Origin of the sequence: Agrobacterium tumefaciens, from assembly GCF_013318015.2 — a bacterium.
In the GTDB taxonomy this organism is placed as follows: Bacteria; Pseudomonadota; Alphaproteobacteria; order Rhizobiales; family Rhizobiaceae; genus Agrobacterium; species Agrobacterium tumefaciens.
Genome location: NZ_CP115841.1, coordinates 1,488,039 through 1,505,899, shown reverse-complemented (window position 1 = coordinate 1,505,899; position 17,861 = coordinate 1,488,039). Strand labels below are relative to the sequence as shown.

General features: G+C 59.3%; 16 protein-coding genes. 11 read left to right on the top strand and 5 right to left on the bottom strand.

Going from position 1 to position 17,861, the window contains the following annotated elements; translation table 11 throughout:
- Positions 1-69 precede the first annotated feature (69 nt).
- Positions 70-993 carry a pseudouridine-5'-phosphate glycosidase gene (locus G6L97_RS07515; RefSeq protein WP_174002824.1) on the bottom strand — a complete coding sequence of 308 codons (924 nt, stop codon included), beginning with the start codon at positions 991-993 and terminating at the stop codon, positions 70-72.
- A gap of 31 nt (positions 994-1,024) precedes the next feature.
- The gene (locus G6L97_RS07510; protein ID WP_111782418.1) at positions 1,025-1,966 is read right to left on the bottom strand and encodes a carbohydrate kinase family protein; all 942 of its coding nucleotides are present in this window, start codon (positions 1,964-1,966) and stop codon (positions 1,025-1,027) included.
- Between the two features lie 246 nt (positions 1,967-2,212).
- On the opposite strand from G6L97_RS07510, the gene recA reads away from it, so the two are divergent.
- The 3 genes from recA to G6L97_RS07495 all read left to right on the top strand — a co-directional run bounded on the left by recA (position 2,213) and on the right by G6L97_RS07495 (position 6,659).
- On the top strand, positions 2,213-3,304 hold the full coding sequence (recA, locus tag G6L97_RS07505) for a recombinase RecA (RefSeq protein ID WP_003516062.1): 1,092 nt from the start codon (positions 2,213-2,215) through the stop codon (positions 3,302-3,304).
- Between the two features lie 231 nt (positions 3,305-3,535).
- The gene (gene alaS, locus G6L97_RS07500) at positions 3,536-6,199 is read left to right on the top strand and encodes an alanine--tRNA ligase (protein ID WP_111782419.1); all 2,664 of its coding nucleotides are present in this window, start codon (positions 3,536-3,538) and stop codon (positions 6,197-6,199) included.
- 76 nt (positions 6,200-6,275) lie between these two features.
- Positions 6,276-6,659 carry a VOC family protein gene (locus tag G6L97_RS07495; protein ID WP_111782482.1) on the top strand — a complete coding sequence of 128 codons (384 nt, stop codon included), beginning with the start codon at positions 6,276-6,278 and terminating at the stop codon, positions 6,657-6,659.
- Between the two features lie 77 nt (positions 6,660-6,736).
- Here G6L97_RS07495 and G6L97_RS07490 read toward each other — a convergent pair whose 3' ends face one another.
- Both G6L97_RS07490 and G6L97_RS07485 read right to left on the bottom strand, forming a co-directional pair.
- Positions 6,737-7,363 carry a glutathione S-transferase family protein gene (locus G6L97_RS07490; RefSeq protein ID WP_003516054.1) on the bottom strand — a complete coding sequence of 209 codons (627 nt, stop codon included), beginning with the start codon at positions 7,361-7,363 and terminating at the stop codon, positions 6,737-6,739.
- A gap of 335 nt (positions 7,364-7,698) precedes the next feature.
- Positions 7,699-8,913: an NADP-dependent isocitrate dehydrogenase gene (locus G6L97_RS07485; RefSeq protein ID WP_003516051.1), complete on the bottom strand. Its 1,215-nt coding sequence runs from the start codon at positions 8,911-8,913 to the stop codon at positions 7,699-7,701.
- A gap of 216 nt (positions 8,914-9,129) precedes the next feature.
- On the opposite strand from G6L97_RS07485, the gene G6L97_RS07480 reads away from it, so the two are divergent.
- The 7 genes from G6L97_RS07480 to G6L97_RS07450 all read left to right on the top strand — a co-directional run bounded on the left by G6L97_RS07480 (position 9,130) and on the right by G6L97_RS07450 (position 15,755).
- Positions 9,130-9,660 (top strand): hypothetical protein, encoded by a 531-nt coding sequence (locus tag G6L97_RS07480; RefSeq protein WP_003516050.1) that lies wholly within the window; start codon positions 9,130-9,132, stop codon positions 9,658-9,660.
- A gap of 174 nt (positions 9,661-9,834) precedes the next feature.
- Positions 9,835-10,677, top strand: coding sequence for an RNA methyltransferase (locus G6L97_RS07475; RefSeq protein ID WP_003516049.1), 843 nt, complete (start codon positions 9,835-9,837; stop codon positions 10,675-10,677).
- Positions 10,661-11,482 carry a glutamate racemase gene (murI, locus tag G6L97_RS07470; RefSeq protein WP_065702410.1) on the top strand — a complete coding sequence of 274 codons (822 nt, stop codon included), beginning with the start codon at positions 10,661-10,663 and terminating at the stop codon, positions 11,480-11,482. The genes G6L97_RS07475 and murI overlap by 17 nt, the downstream gene beginning before the upstream one ends.
- Before the next feature lie 380 nt (positions 11,483-11,862).
- Entirely contained in the window at positions 11,863-12,102 is a 240-nt protein-coding gene (locus G6L97_RS07465) for a DUF1127 domain-containing protein (RefSeq protein ID WP_013636401.1), read from the top strand.
- Between the two features lie 445 nt (positions 12,103-12,547).
- Positions 12,548-13,186 (top strand): LysE family translocator, encoded by a 639-nt coding sequence (locus G6L97_RS07460; RefSeq protein ID WP_111782420.1) that lies wholly within the window; start codon positions 12,548-12,550, stop codon positions 13,184-13,186.
- Between the two features lie 37 nt (positions 13,187-13,223).
- Positions 13,224-14,111 (top strand): EamA family transporter, encoded by an 888-nt coding sequence (locus tag G6L97_RS07455; protein ID WP_025593913.1) that lies wholly within the window; start codon positions 13,224-13,226, stop codon positions 14,109-14,111.
- A 126-nt stretch (positions 14,112-14,237) separates the two neighbouring features.
- Positions 14,238-15,755 (top strand): ATP-binding protein, encoded by a 1,518-nt coding sequence (locus G6L97_RS07450; RefSeq protein WP_162686655.1) that lies wholly within the window; start codon positions 14,238-14,240, stop codon positions 15,753-15,755.
- A gap of 38 nt (positions 15,756-15,793) precedes the next feature.
- Here G6L97_RS07450 and G6L97_RS07445 read toward each other — a convergent pair whose 3' ends face one another.
- Positions 15,794-16,777 carry a TerC family protein gene (locus G6L97_RS07445; protein WP_111782423.1) on the bottom strand — a complete coding sequence of 328 codons (984 nt, stop codon included), beginning with the start codon at positions 16,775-16,777 and terminating at the stop codon, positions 15,794-15,796.
- Positions 16,778-17,229: 452 nt separating this feature from the next.
- Between G6L97_RS07445 and rpsD the strand changes: the two genes are divergently transcribed.
- Positions 17,230-17,847, top strand: coding sequence for a 30S ribosomal protein S4 (rpsD, locus tag G6L97_RS07440; RefSeq protein WP_003516040.1), 618 nt, complete (start codon positions 17,230-17,232; stop codon positions 17,845-17,847).
- Positions 17,848-17,861: the final 14 nt, after the last annotated feature.

Here is a 17,861-nt window from a genome sequence, read left to right as displayed (position 1 = left end):
CCGGCATGACTGGGATGCTTCTCACCCTGCCATCATCCTCAAATTTGAGGATAATCCAGCCTCTAACGCTTAGTTAAGCGCCACAGCAATCTCTGCTGCGAGCTCGGCATTGTTGCGTACCAGCGCGATATTGGTCGCGAGGCTGCGGCCGTCGGTCAGGCGGAAGATATCACCGAGCAGGAAGGGCGTGACGGCCTTGCCGGTGATGTCCTCGCGCTCGGCGTGGGAAATGGCGCGATTGATGTAGATTTCCATCTCCTCGCGCGGAATTTCGTCCTCTTCCGGCACGGGATTGGCTATCAGCATACCGCCATCGATGCCGAGCTGTTCGCGGGTCGTCTGGAAATTGGCGATGGCTGCAGGGCTGTTGAGCGACAGCGGGCTGGGAAGGCCCGAAGAACGCGACCAGAAAGCCGGGAACTCTTCCGAACCGAAAGTCACGACAGGCACGCCGTTGGTTTCGAGAACTTCCAGCGTCTTCGGGATGTCAAGAATGGCCTTGGCGCCGGCGCAGACAACGATCACGCCGGTTTTGGCAAGCTCGGTCAGATCGGCGGAAATATCGAAGGTTTCCTCCGCGCCCTTGTGCACACCGCCGATGCCGCCGGTGGCGAAAACGCGGATGCCGGCGCGGGCAGCGGCAATCATGGTGGCTGCCACTGTCGTGGCACCGGTGCGGCGCTCGGCAATCGCAAAGGCAATATCAGCGCGCGAGACCTTCATGGCGTCGGTGGTCTGGGCAAGCGCTTCGAGCTGCTCCTTCTCGAGGCCGATATGCAGCGTGCCGTGAATGACGGCGATGGTTGCCGGAACGGCTCCCTGATCGCGGATGATCTGTTCGACGCCTTCAGCCATCTCGATATTGCCGGGATAGGGCATGCCGTGGGTGATGATGGTCGATTCCAGCGCGACGATCGGCGCGCCGCGCTGTTTTGCAGCGGCAACCTCTTGCGAATAGACGATGGGCAGGAGCGGGGAGATGGGGCGGGTCATTCTGTTTGTTCCAGACTATAAAAAAACGGGTTCATGCCAGCATTTCGGCCTTGGGGACAAGCCCCAACATGGTCTCGACACTGTCTTTTGACAGGTCTTGGGCGGTGGCGAAAGGCGATTGCACGGTGATGGCGGCCGCCGCGGCACCCAGTCGCAGGGCCTCAGTGATGGCTTTGCCCTCCGTAATCGCCGCGAGATAACCGGACGCCATGGCGTCTCCGGCGCCGGTTACGTCTTTCACCTCGCGGATGATGGGTGGGTGGAGGCTTGCGGTTTGCGTCGCGTTGAAGGCTACCACTTCGCTTGCGCCACGGGTGATGACGCCGCCGGCAAGGCCTGCCCTGCGGAGAATGCCCGGCCAGTCGCGAACATTGTCTGCCGTCTGTCCCGTCAGCGCGCGCGCCTCTGCCTCGTTCATGAAGAGAATGTCGATATCGGCGAGCATGTCCTTCAGCTTCACCGCCTTGGCGGGCGAAATGGCGATGGCCGCGAGCGGCTTTTGGCAGGCGCGGGCAATGAGACCGAGCGCCTTCAACGTATCCTCCGGCAGATTGGCATCGCAAAGCAGAAGGTCGCTCGCGGTAATCGCTTCACGCACCGCGCGAACTTTGAGTCGGCGCGGCGAAAACAGCTTGTAGAGGTCCATATCCGCGAGTGCGATGACAAGATTGCCGTCGCGCTCCAGAATGGCGGTGTAGCTTGGCGTGCGGCGATCGAGGAAAACGAAGGGCGTATCTTCCACGCCCGCCTGCCTTGCTGCCTCGGCCACCGCTTCGCCGGTCACGTCACCGCCGCGCGGTGCGATGATACGGACGGCAAAACCGAGCCGGGAAAGATTGCGCGCCGCGTTGAAACCGCCGCCGCCAGCCTCTTCCATCCATGAGCCAGGATTGCTGGCGCCGGGCGCCGTTTCAGTCTCGATCATGCCGCGCCTGTCTATATGCGCGCCGCCCAGAACGAGTATTTTCTTCACGCTTGTGTTTCCCTCTTTCGCGGATGGAAAAGGTGGACGATTCGTCCCAATCTTCTGTTTGTTCCCCTTCACATCCGGTTCGCAGCGATAGGCCGGACACGGAAAAACGAAAGCAGAACAAACCACTTATCGCTATTTGTTTTCAATATGCTGGCTGCGCCTTGCGATATGAGAACAAATAGAGTACATCCTATTTCCATACTGCTTCATTGCCTGTGCGGCTTCAATAACCTAAAGGTGGATCGGATGGCACAAAATTCTTTGCGTCTCGTAGAGGATAAATCGGTGGATAAAAGCAAGGCACTGGAAGCGGCGCTCTCCCAGATCGAACGGTCGTTCGGCAAGGGATCGATCATGAAGCTCGGTTCCAATGAAAACGTGGTTGAAGTAGAGACCATTTCGACGGGTTCTCTCAGCCTGGATATAGCGCTCGGTATCGGCGGTTTGCCGAAGGGGCGTATCGTTGAGATTTACGGCCCGGAAAGCTCCGGTAAGACGACGCTTGCGTTGCAGACGATCGCGGAAGCCCAGAAGAAGGGCGGCATCTGCGCCTTCGTGGATGCCGAGCACGCGCTCGATCCGGTCTATGCCCGCAAGCTCGGTGTGGATTTGCAGAACCTTCTGATCTCGCAGCCGGATACGGGCGAGCAGGCGCTTGAAATCACCGATACGCTGGTGCGCTCCGGTGCCGTCGACATTCTGGTGGTGGACTCGGTTGCGGCGCTGACGCCGCGTGCCGAAATCGAAGGTGAGATGGGCGACAGCCTGCCGGGCCTTCAGGCACGTCTGATGAGCCAGGCGCTGCGCAAGCTGACCGCCTCGATCTCCAAGTCGAAGTGCATGGTGATCTTCATCAACCAGATCCGCATGAAGATCGGCGTCATGTTCGGTTCGCCGGAAACGACGACGGGTGGTAATGCGCTTAAATTCTACGCCTCGGTGCGTCTCGACATTCGCCGTATCGGCGCCGTCAAGGAGCGTGAAGAGGTTGTCGGCAACCAGACCCGCGTCAAGGTCGTCAAGAACAAGATGGCACCGCCTTTCAAGCAGGTGGAATTCGACATCATGTATGGCGAAGGTGTTTCCAAGACCGGCGAGCTTGTCGATCTCGGCGTGAAAGCCGGTATCGTCGAGAAATCCGGTGCATGGTTCTCCTATAACAGCCAGCGTTTGGGGCAGGGGCGTGAAAATGCCAAGACCTTCCTGCGCGACAATCCGGAAATGGCAAGCGAGATCGAACTGGCGCTGCGCCAGAACGCCGGTCTGATCGCCGATCGGTTCCTGCAGAATGGCGGCCCGGAAGCCGGCGAAAGCGACGACGGTCCCGACGAGGGCTGATGCATTCGAAGGTCCGGGCGTTCGCGCCCGGTGGCTTTGCCGGCGTGAGCCGGTATGGATCAAAAGGGTCGTGCGATTTTCCTCGCGTGGCCCTTTTTCTTTGCCTAGACGCCTTGGTGCGCCTCCATGGCTGGACAGGGCAGGATGCGGACGATAAAAGCCTTTGATTTTGCAAGATAGCCATCATTCGGGATGGCGGTGATGGACTCCAGCTGTGAGCGGTGTGTGGGCATGAGCGGTGTGAATGAAATTCGGTCGACCTTTCTCGACTACTTCAAGAAGAACGGACACGAGATTGTGCCCTCCAGTCCGCTGGTGCCGCGCAACGATCCGACGCTGATGTTCACCAATGCCGGCATGGTGCAGTTCAAGAACGTCTTCACCGGTCTCGAAAGCCGTCCTTATTCCACGGCCGCTTCCGCGCAGAAATGTGTGCGCGCCGGTGGCAAGCATAACGACCTCGACAATGTCGGTTATACGGCGCGTCACCATACGTTCTTCGAAATGCTCGGCAATTTCTCCTTTGGCGACTATTTCAAGGAAGAGGCGATTACCCATGCCTGGAACCTGATCACCAAGGAATTCGGCATCGATCGCAACCGTCTGCTGGTCACGGTCTATCACACCGACGACGAGGCTTTTAATCTCTGGAAGAAGATCGCCGGTTTCTCTGACGATCGCATCATCCGTATTCCGACCAGCGATAATTTCTGGGCCATGGGCGATACCGGTCCGTGCGGTCCCTGCTCGGAAATCTTCTATGACCACGGCGATCATATCTGGGGCGGACCGCCCGGTTCACCGGAAGAGGATGGCGACCGTTTCATCGAAATCTGGAACCTCGTCTTCATGCAATATGAGCAGCTGACGAAGGAAGAGCGCATCGATCTGCCGCGCCCGTCTATCGACACCGGCATGGGTCTCGAGCGCATTTCGGCGTTGTTGCAGGGCAAACACGACAATTACGACACCGATCTGTTCCGGGCGCTGATTTCGGCCTCCGTCGAAGCGACCGGCGTTCCGGCAGAGGGCGAGAAGCGCGCCAGCCACCGCGTCATTGCCGATCATCTGCGCTCCTCCGCTTTCCTGATCGCCGATGGCGTCCTGCCGTCAAATGAGGGCCGTGGTTACGTTCTGCGCCGCATCATGCGCCGCGCCATGCGCCATGCCGAGCTTCTCGGTTCGCGCGAGCCGCTGATCTACAAGCTGCTGCCGGCGCTGATACAGCAGATGGGCCGCGCCTATCCGGAACTGGTTCGCGCCGAGGCGCTGATCTCCGAGACGCTGAAGCTTGAGGAAACCCGTTTCCGCAAGACGCTGGAACGCGGCCTGTCGCTGCTGTCTGACGCGACCTCGACCCTGCACAAGGGCGACATGCTGGACGGCGAAACCGCCTTCAAGCTTTACGATACCTATGGCTTTCCGCTCGATCTGACGCAGGATGCGCTGCGCGCCCGCGAAATCGGCGTCGATATTTCCGGCTTCACCGATGCCATGCAGCGCCAGAAGGCGGAAGCACGCTCGCACTGGGCTGGTTCTGGCGACAAGGCGACCGAAACGGTGTGGTTCGAACTGAAGGAAAAGCTCGGCGCGACCGAATTCCTTGGTTACGACACTGAAACAGCCGAAGGCGTCATTCAGGCGATCGTCAAGGACGGCAAGTCGGTGGATAGTGCTGCCGAGGGCGAGACGGTGCAGATCGTCGTCAACCAGACGCCATTTTATGGCGAGTCCGGCGGTCAGATGGGCGATACCGGCGTAATCTCAGGCGATAACGGCACCTTTACCGTTTCAGAAACCCAGAAGAAGGGCGAGGGCCTTTTCGTGCATTCCGGCACGGTGTCCAAGGGTGGATTGAAGCTCGATGACGCCGTGCAGCTGACGGTCGATCACGACCGCCGCTCGCGTCTGCGCGCCAACCACTCCGCCACCCACCTGCTGCATGAGGCGCTGCGCGAGGTTCTTGGCACGCACGTTGCTCAGAAGGGTTCGCTGGTCGCACCCGAGCGTCTGCGCTTCGACGTTTCGCATCCGAAGCCGATGTCGGCCGAGGAGCTGAAGGTCGTCGAGGAAATGGCAAACGAGATCGTCTTGCAGAACTCGCCTGTCGTGACGCGTCTGATGAGCGTTGACGACGCCATCGCCGAGGGTGCTATGGCACTGTTTGGCGAAAAATACGGCGATGAAGTCCGCGTTGTCTCCATGGGCACCGGTGTTCACGGTGCGAAGGCCAACCGTCCGTACTCGGTCGAGCTTTGCGGCGGCACCCATGTTGCCGCAACCGGCCAGATCGGCCTTATCCGCATTCTCGGCGAAAGTGCTGTCGGTGCGGGCGTGCGCCGTCTTGAGGCCGTAACGGGTCAAGGCGCGCTTGCTTATCTCTCCGAGCAGGATGAGCGCGTAAAGGCACTGGCGTCGTCGCTGAAGGTTCAGCCGGGCGATGTGCTGTCGCGTGTCGAGGGACTTCTCGACGAGCGCAAGAAGCTGGAGCGCGAGCTTGCGGATGCCCGCAAGAAACTCGCAATGGGCGGCGGCTCGTCGGATGCCGGCGCAAACGACGTACAGCAGGTTGCGGGCGTCAATTTCCTCGCAAAATCCCTGTCCGGCATCGATGCCAAGGACCTCAAGGGTCTTGCAGATGAAGCCAAGGCAAATATCGGCTCCGGCGTCGTGCTGCTGATCGCCGTGTCCGAAGACGGCAAGGCAAGTGCTGTTGCTGCCGTGACCGAGGATCTGACTGGCCGGTTCAGCGCCGTCGATATCGTCCGCACGGCCTCTGCGGCCCTCGGCGGCAAGGGCGGCGGTGGACGCCCGGATATGGCGCAGGCCGGCGGCCCCGATGGCGCCAGGGCACAGGACGCCATCAACGCGGTGGCGGCAGCGCTCGCGGCCTGATCTGGATGAATTGAAAAAAAGGCGGGGTTCTATCCCGCCTTTTTGATTCTGGATGTTGAAATCCGAAAGGAACGTGATGCGCTTTGTAAATCCCATCCCTTTCGTGTGCGATATCAACCGCTCCAAGGAGTTTTATCGTGACAGGCTCGGCCTGAAGGTTTTGGACGATTTCGGAAATTTCGTCCTCTTTGAAAGCGGCTTTGCAATCCATGAGGGGCGTTCGCTCGAACAGACGGTCTGGCGGACATCGCCGGACACGGACAAACCTTACGGCAGACGGAACCTGCTGCTCTATTTCGAACACGAGGATGTCGATGCGGCATTTCGGAATATTGCGCCGCATGTGGAGTTGATCCATCCCGTTGAGCGGCAGGCATGGGGACAGAGAGTGTTCCGTTTTTATGATCCGGACGGGCATGCAATCGAGATCGGCGAACCACTCGCCCAGCCCAACGAATAAGCCCGCTTCCAAAATCCGTTTTGTGACCCTTGTAAGCGCTCGTGCTCCGCTTTCAGGCGAAATGCCTGTCAGTTTCCTCAACCCGCTGCCTGCATATCCTTCGCTGCCGCTTCGTCAAGCTGGGTGGCCCGCTTGAAGGCGGGGCGGTCGGTCAGATGCGCCATATAGTCCGTGAAGGCCGGACGTTTTTCGATTGTGCCGAACTGCAGGCCCCAGCCGACATGGGCACCTACATAGACATCCGCCGCAGTGAAGTGATCGCCGGCGATGAAGCGGTTTTCGCTGACGGCACGTTCGAGCGTGTTGATCGCATCCGCATAGCTGCCGCAGCCAGCCATACGCAGCTTTTCCTGCGGCACCTCGAACCCCATCGCCTTCATGCTGGTTGTCATTTCCAACGGACCGGCAGCAAAAAACATCCAGCGGTAATAAAGTCCGCGCGCTTTGGGCGTCGGCGCAAGGTTGGCACCCGGAAAGGCATCCGCCAGATAGGCGCAGATCGCTGCCGCTTCGGTGACAATGGTGTCGCCGTGTTTGATGGCGGGCACCTTGGCCATCGGGTTGATCAGCCGATAGGCCGGCGATTTCATCGACGTCGAGAAGCCCAGTATCTCTGTCTTGTAGGGAACGCCCACTTCCTCGAGCATCCATCGCGCAATGCGTCCGCGCGACATGGGATTGGTGTAGAAGATCAATTCACTCATTGCTTTGCCTCCCCAAGCAAAATTGCAAAAGCATCATTGAAAACCTGCGCGCAGTTCGCGCTGACACGGTGCGTTTTTATAGTCCACAGCATTATCTGTTTTCCCGAAGGATCGCGCTGGTAACCACATGAATTTTTGACTGTGCCGGACAAGTTATGTGTCGTTTTATGCTGTTTCAGCTATATATTTTTATTTTTCTGACTGCGGCACGCTGTGGAATCGAAGTCTGCGCCTAGTGCAACATCTAAGCAAGATACTGTGAACAAAAAAAGAAACCCGGCGTTGCGGCCGGGTTTCCTTTTGTCGATATTTCAAACGGGCAGCGCCCCGTTCTTTTAAGCCGCCATCGCCGTCTTGAGGTTTTCATCGATCTTGTCGAGGAAGGCGGTGGTGGAGAGCCAGGGCTGGTCCGGACCGATGAGGAGCGCGAGGTCCTTGGTCATGAAGCCGCTTTCGACGGTGTCGACGCAGACGGTTTCGAGCGTTGCTGCGAACTTTGCGAGTTCTGCATTGTCGTCCAGCTTGGCGCGGTGGGCGAGGCCACGGGTCCAGGCGAAGATCGAAGCGATCGAGTTGGTCGAAGTTTCCTGACCCTTCTGGTGCTGGCGGTAGTGGCGCGTGACCGTGCCGTGTGCCGCTTCAGCTTCAACCGTGCGGCCGTCCGGCGACAGGAGAACGGAGGTCATCAGGCCGAGCGAACCGAAGCCCTGGGCAACCGTATCAGACTGAACGTCGCCATCGTAGTTCTTGCAGGCCCAGACGTAACCGCCGGACCACTTCAGAGCGGAGGCGACCATGTCGTCGATCAGGCGGTGTTCATAGATGATGCCGATTTCATCGAACTTCGCCTTGAACTCGGTCTGGTAGACTTCTTCGAAGATGTCCTTGAAGCGGCCGTCATAGGCCTTCAGGATGGTGTTCTTGGTGGACAGGTAAACCGGCCACTTGCGCATCAGGCCGTACATCATGGATGCGCGGGCGAATTCGCGGATGGATTCGTCAAGGTTGTACATTGCGAGTGCAACGCCAGCGCTCGGAGCGTCGAAGACGTCCTTTTCAATGACCTGACCGTCTTCGCCGACGAACTTGATCGTCAGCTTGCCCTTGCCGGGGAACTTGAAATCGGTTGCCTTGTACTGGTCGCCGAAGGCGTGGCGGCCGACGACGATCGGCTTCGTCCAGCCGGGAACGAGGCGGGGAACGTTCTTGCAGATGATCGGCTCGCGGAAGATGACGCCGCCCAGAATGTTGCGGATCGTGCCGTTCGGGCTCTTCCACATCTGCTTCAGGCCGAATTCCTCGACGCGCTGCTCGTCCGGTGTGATCGTCGCGCACTTGATGCCGACGCCGTGCTTCTTGATGGCGTGTGCCGCATCGACTGTTACCTGGTCGTTGGTAGCATCGCGGTTTTCGACCGAGAGGTCATAATATTCGATGTCGAGATCGAGGTATGGCAGGATCAGCTTGTCCTTGATGAGCTGCCAGATGATACGGGTCATTTCGTCGCCGTCGAGATCGACGACTGGATTGGCTACCTTGATCTTTGCCATGAATTCCTCACCTTCGAAGCTGTGGCGCCTGGTGACGCCGGTATTCGGAAAAATATCCGGTGCGGCTATAGCATCGCGCGCGCCTGAGGCAAAGCCATGGGGGGCGCTTTTTTGGCGCGGTGCAATAACGCTTTGCGCATTGCCAAACCATATTGCCGGAATACAGTCAGGCGAATCGCTTCGCCCGCGCGTCGGGCCTACCTCCGGGATCACATCATGCGGAATATTCTGCTTCTGACTGCCGCCGTCCTCTTTTCCCACAGCGCCCTTGCGGCCGGCCCCGCCGATCCCGTCCAGAAGGTGATGGACATTACCGTCAAGAACTGGTCCGGCGATGCGGAAAACTGGAAATACATCTTTGACGAGGACATGCTGACCAGCCTGTTCAGCAAGGACTTCGTTGCCCAATACCGCGAAGCTTCCAAGAAGCCGGCTTACGAGGCGGAAAGCGGCGAGACCGGCGATCCCTTCGGCTACGATGTGGTGACCAACTCGCAGGATGGCTGTCCGCTGGTGGATGTTTCGGTAACGCCCGGTGAGGTGAAGGACGGCGTGACTGACGTGACGGCAAAGTTCAAGCTCTGGGCCTGCATGGATGAGGCAGAGATGAAGGCAACGGTCGACGAGGTGCATTTCGATGTCATCGAGGAAAACGGCCAGCCTGTCATCAGCGACATTCACCGGGTTGGAGACGAGGGCAGGGATTCGCTGCGCGCAGAGATGGCGGCGATCATCAAGGGCGAATAACAGGGCGTTCTGCCTGCCCCGGCTTTGATTTTGGCGCCGATCTGTGCCAGTGAAGCGCGCTTTAGAGCATTTTCAGGAAAAGCGGCGACCGGTTTTCAGTCTGGAAATGCGCGAAAACCATAAAACGCATCGGCCTGAAAATCGATGCGGCGCTTCAGAAACTGGAAAACGACGATGGCAGGCACAAACAGCGAGCTTGAACTTGTGGCGGAAGGCCCGGCGATCATTCTGGTCGAACCGCAGCTCGGCGAAAATATCGGCATGGTGGCACGGGCAATGGCCAATTTCGGTCTTGCCGAACTTCGCCTCGTCAAGCCGCGTGACGGCTGGCCGAACGAGAAGGCGCGCGCCGCCGCTTCCAAGGCCGATCATGTCATCGACGGGACGAAGGTGTTCGAGACGCTGGAAGAGGCGATCAAGGATCTCAATTTCGTCTATGCCACGACCGCGCGGGAGCGTTACGGTTTCAAACCGGTTCGTGCCCCCGTCACCGCAGCCGGCACGCTGCGCGCGAAGTTCAAGGCGGGTGAAAGAACCGGCATCCTGTTCGGGCGTGAGCGCTGGGGCCTTACCAATGAAGAAGTGGCGCTGGCCGATGAGATCGTGACATTTCCGGTCAACCCCGCCTTCGCGTCGCTCAATATCGCGCAGGCCGTGCTTTTGATGTCCTATGAGTGGATGAAATCCGGCATGGACGATCTGGACGAGACGCTTTTCCAGCCCATCGAGCAGCGGCCCTCGACCAAGGAACAGGTCTTCGGCCTGTTCGAACACATCGAGGAGGCGCTCGATGCGCGCGGATATTTTCATCCGCCCGAAAAAAAGCCGAAAATGGTGGACAATCTGCGTGCGGTGCTGTCGAGACGCGGCTTTTCCGAGCAGGAAATCAGTGTTTTCCGTGGCGTGATCAGGTCACTCGATCGTTTTCCCCGGCAGTGGCCTAAGCAGGCAGGCCGGGCTGGAACGGCGGAGGGACCATTGTCGGAGAGGGCTGGGGAGAATGCTGAAGACGACTGAGGCTCTGGCCGATGTTCTCAAACCGGTGCTGGTATTCGATTCCGGCATTGGCGGGCTGACGGTACTGCGCGAGGCGCGCGTGCTGATGCCCGAGCGCGGTTTCATCTATGTGGCCGACGACGCCGGTTTCCCCTATGGCGGCTGGGAAGAGGAGGCGCTGAAAGCGCGCATTCTTTCGCTCTTCGAAAAGCTGCTTGAAGACTATAGCCCTGAAGTCTGCATCATTGCCTGCAACACCGCCTTCACACTGGCAGGCGCCGATCTTCGGGCGCGCTTCCCTGATATGACTTTCGTCGGCACCGTTCCAGCTATCAAACCTGCGGCCGAACGCACCCGTTCCGGTCTCGTTTCCGTGCTGGCAACACCCGGCACCGTCAAGCGCGCCTATACGCGCGATCTCATCCAGTCATTCGCCACGCAATGCCATGTTCGCCTCGTGGGATCGGAAAATCTGGCGCGTATGGCCGAAAGCTGGATCAGGGGCGAACCGATCTCCGATGAAGCCGTGCTGGCGGAAATCGAGCCCTGCTTCATCGATAACGACGGCAAGCGCACCGATATCGTTGTTCTCGCCTGCACTCATTATCCCTTCATGGCCAATGTGTTTCGCCGGCTGGCGCCATGGCCGGTGGACTGGCTCGATCCCGCGGAAGCGATTGCCCGTCGCGCACGCCACCTGGTGCCGCTGCCGCAGGATGCGGAGCATCCAGATGGTTTCGATTTCGCCGTCTTCACTTCCGGCAAGCCGGATTTCGCCACACGGCGGCTGATGCAGGGTTTTGGCCTCAGCGTCTCGCTGAGCTGAACGGCTTGTTGCATTTTTGCATCTATTCTGCCGGACTTTTGCAATTCGAGATTGCGACCTCTTGTCGCGTCCGGCATCTCGTGTAAGATGCATCTTGTCTGTAACCGCTATAAAAAGGAGGCGTGGAATGACTGACTATATGAATATGCGCCTTACCGGCATGTCTGGCTTTTCCGGCATGGTCATCGGCGGTTACATGTCCCGAGGCATCGACCTCCGATAAGGCTTCCTGCCTGATTTCCCTGCCGTTTGGCATCTTCACTTCGTCTGACAGCTGAATTGTGCGTCCGCGCTACCGCATGTTGCGCCCGCCGTTCCTGCATGTCGTTTTATCATCGATAAAGGACCTGGCTGCTTCGCCGCGCCGGGACGGATTTCCCATGCAGAAAAATCAACCATTGGTAGCATATGCGCTGCCGGATGCGGTCGACCGCCTGTTCGTCACATTCGGCGTCTGGAAAACCCTGAAAGCGGTTCTCGTCGCGGCAATGGTGCCGCGCCCGCCGCCCACCGATCTTTCCGATCTGCCGGAGCGTCTTCTGGACGATATCGGCCTGGAGCCGTCCGACCGCAAAATGCGGCGGGAGTGGGCACCTCCTTACTGGGCGCCGCGGTTTTGATGACGACAGTCTCTCCGGCGAGAAAATGCCGGGGAGGCTCCGTCGTTCGTTTCCACTTCTAATGATGTTCGAAATGCGCGCCTCCGTCATGCGGGACTCGACCCGTCGTCCACCCACGGCGCGTCTGCGAGGAGTTCATTGCCGGAATTCAGTTTTCCGTAACGGAAGCTGCGGAAAGGCCTGGCATATAGCGCGTTGCACTATCCTCGTTAACGTCCGGGCGGGTGTTACCCCTGATCTTGCCCTGCGGCTGGAGCGGGCAGGGGTCAGCGCGGCGCGGCATGGCTTGCCATGCCGTCAAATTACGATCTTGCACAGGCGATGAAGCGGCAGCAGCAGCCCCTTCGTCCGCTGGATGACAAAGCGGCACAGCCTCCGAAAATTTGGCTTGATACCGGGCGCTTTTGGTGGCTTGCTCCAAAGACCGAACGGGGGAGATTGCATCATGCCACTGGAGAACTGGCTGGCCTTCGTGGCCGCATCCGCCATCATGCTTGCCATTCCGGGGCCGACAATCCTGCTGGTGATTTCTTATGCTCTGGGGCATGGACGCAAGGCGAGCACCGCGACGGTGACGGGTGTGGCGCTTGGTGATTTCACTGCGATGACGGCCTCCATGCTGGGGCTCGGCGCGCTGCTTGCCACATCGGCGGCCCTTTTTACCGGTCTGAAATGGATAGGCGCGGCTTACCTCATCTATCTCGGCATCAAGCTGTGGCGTTCGCCGGTTGGCGTTGAAGGTGGTGAAGCCGCAGGCGTGACCGGCCGTGAAAGGCCGCTCAAAATCTTCCTGCATGCCTATGTCGTCACGGCGCTGAACCCCAAGAGCATTGTCTTCTTCGTCGCCTTCCTGCCGCAGTTTCTGGTGCCGACTCTGCCTTTCTGGCCGCAGGTGCTGATTTTCGAAGCGACATTCCTTGTGCTTGCCAGCTGCAATGCGGCGCTTTATGGACTTCTGGCAAGTGCCGCCCGCAATACGATCCGCAAACCCAAGGTTCAGCGCGTCGTCAACCGCACGGGCGGCGGTCTCCTGATCGGCGCCGGTCTCATTACATTTGGCTGGAAGAGGGCGGTTTCGGCGTAAAACGCCCGTCGATCGCCTGAAATTCGGACATAACAAAATGGCGTTGCCGCATATTCTTCTTGCCCTGATCACCGTGTTTTTGTGGGGCTTCAACTTCGTTGCCATCAAGATCGGCGTCGCCGACATGCCGCCTCTGTTTCTGACGGGGGTGCGCTATCTGTTTGCAGCCGTGCCGTTGGTGTTCTTCCTGCCCAAACCCAATGTGCCGTGGCGGCATATGATCGTTTACGGCATGGCGATGGGTTTCGTGCAATTCGGCCTGCTTTACCCGGCCATCAAGCTCGGCCTGCCGGCTGGGCTTGCTTCGCTCGTCATGCAGTCGCAGGCCTTCTTCACGCTGGCGCTGGCCGTGGTGTTTCTCGGCGAGCGGCCGTTGCCGTCACAGATCGTCGGCGCAATCGTTGCCTTTGGCGGGCTGGCGGTCATCGGCGTGGAGCGCATGACGGCTGCAGCGTTGATACCGCTGCTGATGGGCGTCGGCTCGGCCATTGCCTGGGCCTGCGGCAACATCGTCAATCGCCGCATCGGCCAGGTGAATGCGGTCTCCTTTGTCGCGTGGACGAGCCTTGTACCCGTTCTGCCGTTGGTGCTGCTTTCGCTGGTGGTGGAAGGACCTGATGCGATTGCGGAAGGGCTGCGCAATGCGACGCCTACGATGGCTCTCGTGGTGATCTACATGGCCTATGGTGCGACCATCGTCGGCGCGGGTATCTGGAGTTACCTGCTTCTGCGTTATCCGGCCGGAACGGTGGCGCCGTTTTCGCTGCTGGTGCCGATTGTCGGTTTCGTCAGCGCCTATCTCGCTTTTGCGGAGCATATTACCGTCTTCGAAGTGGTCGGTGCCGCATTGGTCATCATCGGGCTGATGCTGAATGTGTTCGGCAGGCGGCTATCATTTTCGCGCGTCTCGTCCGGGGCCGCATAGATGTGGCGCAATTGCCTGTGCATTATCGGCACGGGGCAGACGCAATCGGTGATTTTTTGGTAAAGAGCATGTTCGGCCGCCGTTACGGGAATCGGCCGGATGACATGCAGCACGAGGAACGGAACATTGCAGGTCGGCATCGACATGGGAACCCTATCGGGCGGGCAGCAGGCCAAGCTCGATATTGAGGAATTGCTTGCAACGCGTTTGCTGGTGCAGGGCAATTCCGGGTCCGGCAAGTCACACCTTCTGCGCCGGCTCCTGGAGCAATCGGCGCAATGGGTGCAGCAGGTCATTATCGATCCCGAGGGTGATTTCGTCACGCTGTCCGACAAGTTCGGCCATGTGGTGGTGGATGGAGAGCGCACGGAAGCCGAGCTTGCGGGCATTGCCAACCGCATCCGCCAGCACCGCGTTTCCTGCGTGCTGACGCTTGAAGGTCTTGATATCGAACAGCAAATGCGGGCCGCTGCCGCTTTCCTCAACGGCCTGTTCGATGCGGATCGCGAATTCTGGTATCCCGTGCTTGTCGTTGTGGATGAGGCGCAGATGTTTGCGCCCTCCGTCGGCGGCGAGGTGACCGAGGATGCGCGCAAGGCGTCGCTGGGCGCCATGACCAATCTGATGTGCCGTGGGCGTAAACGCGGGCTTGCGGGCGTCATCGCCACGCAGCGCCTTGCCAAGCTTGCCAAGAACGTAGCGGCGGAAGCCTCGAACTTTCTGATGGGCCGCACCTTTCTCGATATCGATATGGCGCGCGCTGCCGATCTGCTCGGCATGGACCGGCGGCAGGCGGAAATGTTCCGCGATCTGCAGCGCGGCAATTTCGTGGCGCTTGGACCGGCGCTGTCGCGCCGCCCGTTGCCCATTGTCATCGGTGCGGTGGAAACCTCGGCGCGGTCTTCCTCGCCGAAACTCATGCCGCTGCCGGATGCACCGCAGGATGTGGAGGATCTGATCTTCACGCCGGACCCGGAAGAGTTCACGCGACCCGCCACGCGCCGCACGCCGCCAGCGCCGCGCCCGACAACCGATATTCTCGCTGAACTCTCCCGCTCCACCCCCGCCGCCGCCGGTCCTTCACCGGAGCAGTCGGCGCGTGCAGGTCAGCCGGAGCTGACGCCGGAGGAGCGCGAAGAGAAGATCGCGGCGGTGCTGGTCGAAATTCTCGACGATCCGCAATCGGCCTATCGTACCGACGCCGTGCTGTACCAGGATTTTCTGGTGCGCGCGCGCATGCGCCGTATTCCCGGCACGCCGATGACGTTGGCGGATTTCCGCCGGCAGGTGGCGATTGCCCGCTCCGGCGTGGATGCGGCAATGGCGGCCAGCGAAGGCTGGGAGAAAGCGCTGGAATTGTCGATGTCGGTCTCCGACGATTTGCAGGGGGTTTTCCTGCTGTTGGTCAAGGCGGCGCTCAATGAGGAGCCTTGCCCATCCGACGCCCGTATTGCCCGCGCTTACGGTACCCATTCCGCCCGCCGTGCGCGCCGTCTTCTCGGTTATTTCGAGGAGAAGGAGCTTGTGGTGGTACACGCCGATTTCTCCGGCAAGCGCATCGTGGCGTTCCCCGATCTCGACGCGAAGACCGCACCCGGCGATGCGGATGCGAATGAGGATGATGCGAGGCTGGCGGCGGAGTAAGTTGGGGCAGGGTTTCCTGCCGCCAACATTTTCAGGTGTTACTCGATAGCCTTTGTTTCCTTGCGCGTTGCAATCAGCGAACCGATGATGCCGGTTGCGAGGATGGCAACGGTGGCGCCGAGCGAGACGGCGGGCGGGATCTTGGCGATGCCCAGCATATCCGCGACGAAAATCTTCGAGCCGACGAAGACCAGAACCGCAGCCAGCGCGTATTTCAGATAGGCGAAGCGGTGGATCAGGGCGGCAAGTGCGAAATAGAGGGCGCGCAGGCCGAGGATCGCGAAGATGTTAGAGGTATAGACGATAAACGGATCGGTGGTGATCGCGAAGATCGCCGGGATCGAATCAACCGCGAAGATGAGGTCGGCGATTTCGACCATGATGAGCGCCAGAAACAGCGGCGTCACAAAGGTCTTCAGCTTGCCTGTGGCAGCATCGGTCTCCTTGACGAAGAATTTCTCGCCATGCAGCTTCTCCGTTACCGGAAGGCGGCTGCGCAGGAATTTCAGGATGCGGTTATTGCCGATGTCGTTCTCGTCATGGTCGGATGAAAACAGCATCTTGAGGCCCGTGAAGACGAGGAAGGCCGCAAAGAGATAAAGCACCCAGTGGAAGTTTTCGACAATTGCGGCGCCGCCGGCAATCATGATGCCGCGCAGAACGATCACGCCGAGGATGCCCCATAGCAGCACGCGGTGCTGATATTGGCGGGGAATGGCGAAATAGGAGAAGATCATCGCGATGATGAAGATATTGTCCATGGCGAGGCTTTTTTCGACCACGAAGCCGGTGACATATTCCATCGCTGACTGTTCACCGGACTGGTACCAGATCCATCCGCCGAAGGCCAAGCCGATGGCGATATAAAAGCCGGACATCAGCAAGCTTTCACGGATGCCGATTTCCTTGGAATTCTTGTGCAGCACGCCGAGATCGAGCGCCAAGAGGCCAAGGACGAGAGAAATGAAGACAGCCCACATCCATGTGGGGGTACCGAGAAAATCGTTGAGGAGGAACTCCATCAGTCAACCTTTAGCCGGACGAGGTTGGCTTTGCGGATGGGGACGCGTATCAGGAATAAACGTGGGCCCCAACCTTCAAGAGACTCGACATCGCGTGTTGTCCGGTAACACGCCAGAGGGGCCCGAGTCCTGATTACGGCTTAGAAGTGGGTGGGCCTTCCAGCTTTTCAAGGGCTAGTTCGAGAAAAAAAGCGGCGGGCTTTGTTTGACAAATTTGTAAAACGTGTTTAGAAGCCGCCCCAACGCCGGGCAGTCATGTCCGGTGTGTTTCGTTGACTGCCTTGCAGTTTATAAGCTGACGTTCGGCGGTCAACATCACCGACATGTCCCGTGGTCTCTCCATTCGCATGTGAGAAACCTGTCAGAGGTCCTGAAACGGGCTTCAGAGGAGGGCGTGTTTCCTCAAACCGGTTTGGCAACAAACCGGCATAACCTATTGAGAAGGAAATACGATGAGCAAGCGCGAATCGGCTAAGTATAAAATTGACCGCCGTATGGGCGAAAACATCTGGGGCCGTCCGAAGTCCCCGGTAAACCGCCGCGAATACGGCCCGGGCCAGCACGGTCAGCGCCGCAAGGGCAAGATGAGCGACTTCGGCACGCAGCTGCGCGCCAAGCAGAAGCTCAAGGGCTACTACGGCGAACTGCGCGAAAAGCAGTTCCGCGCCACCTACGACGAAGCAAACCGTCGCAAGGGCGATACCTCCGAGAACCTGATCGGCCTGCTCGAGTCGCGTCTGGACGCCATCGTCTACCGCGCCAAGTTCGTTCCGACCGTTTTCGCCTCGCGTCAGTTCATCAACCATGGCCACGTCACGGTTAACGGCGTTCGCGTCAACATCGGTTCTTACCGTTGCAAGCCGGGCGACGTTATCGAAGTTCGCCAGAAGTCCAAGCAGCTGGTGACCGTTCTCGAAGCTGTTCAGCTCGCAGAACGCGACGTTCCTGATTACATCGAAGTCGATCACAACAAGATGGTTGCGACCTATGCTCGCATCCCGGCTCTGTCTGACGTTCCGTACCCGGTCGTCATGGAACCGCATCTGGTCGTCGAATTCTACTCGCGTTAATCGGCGCGTTTCAG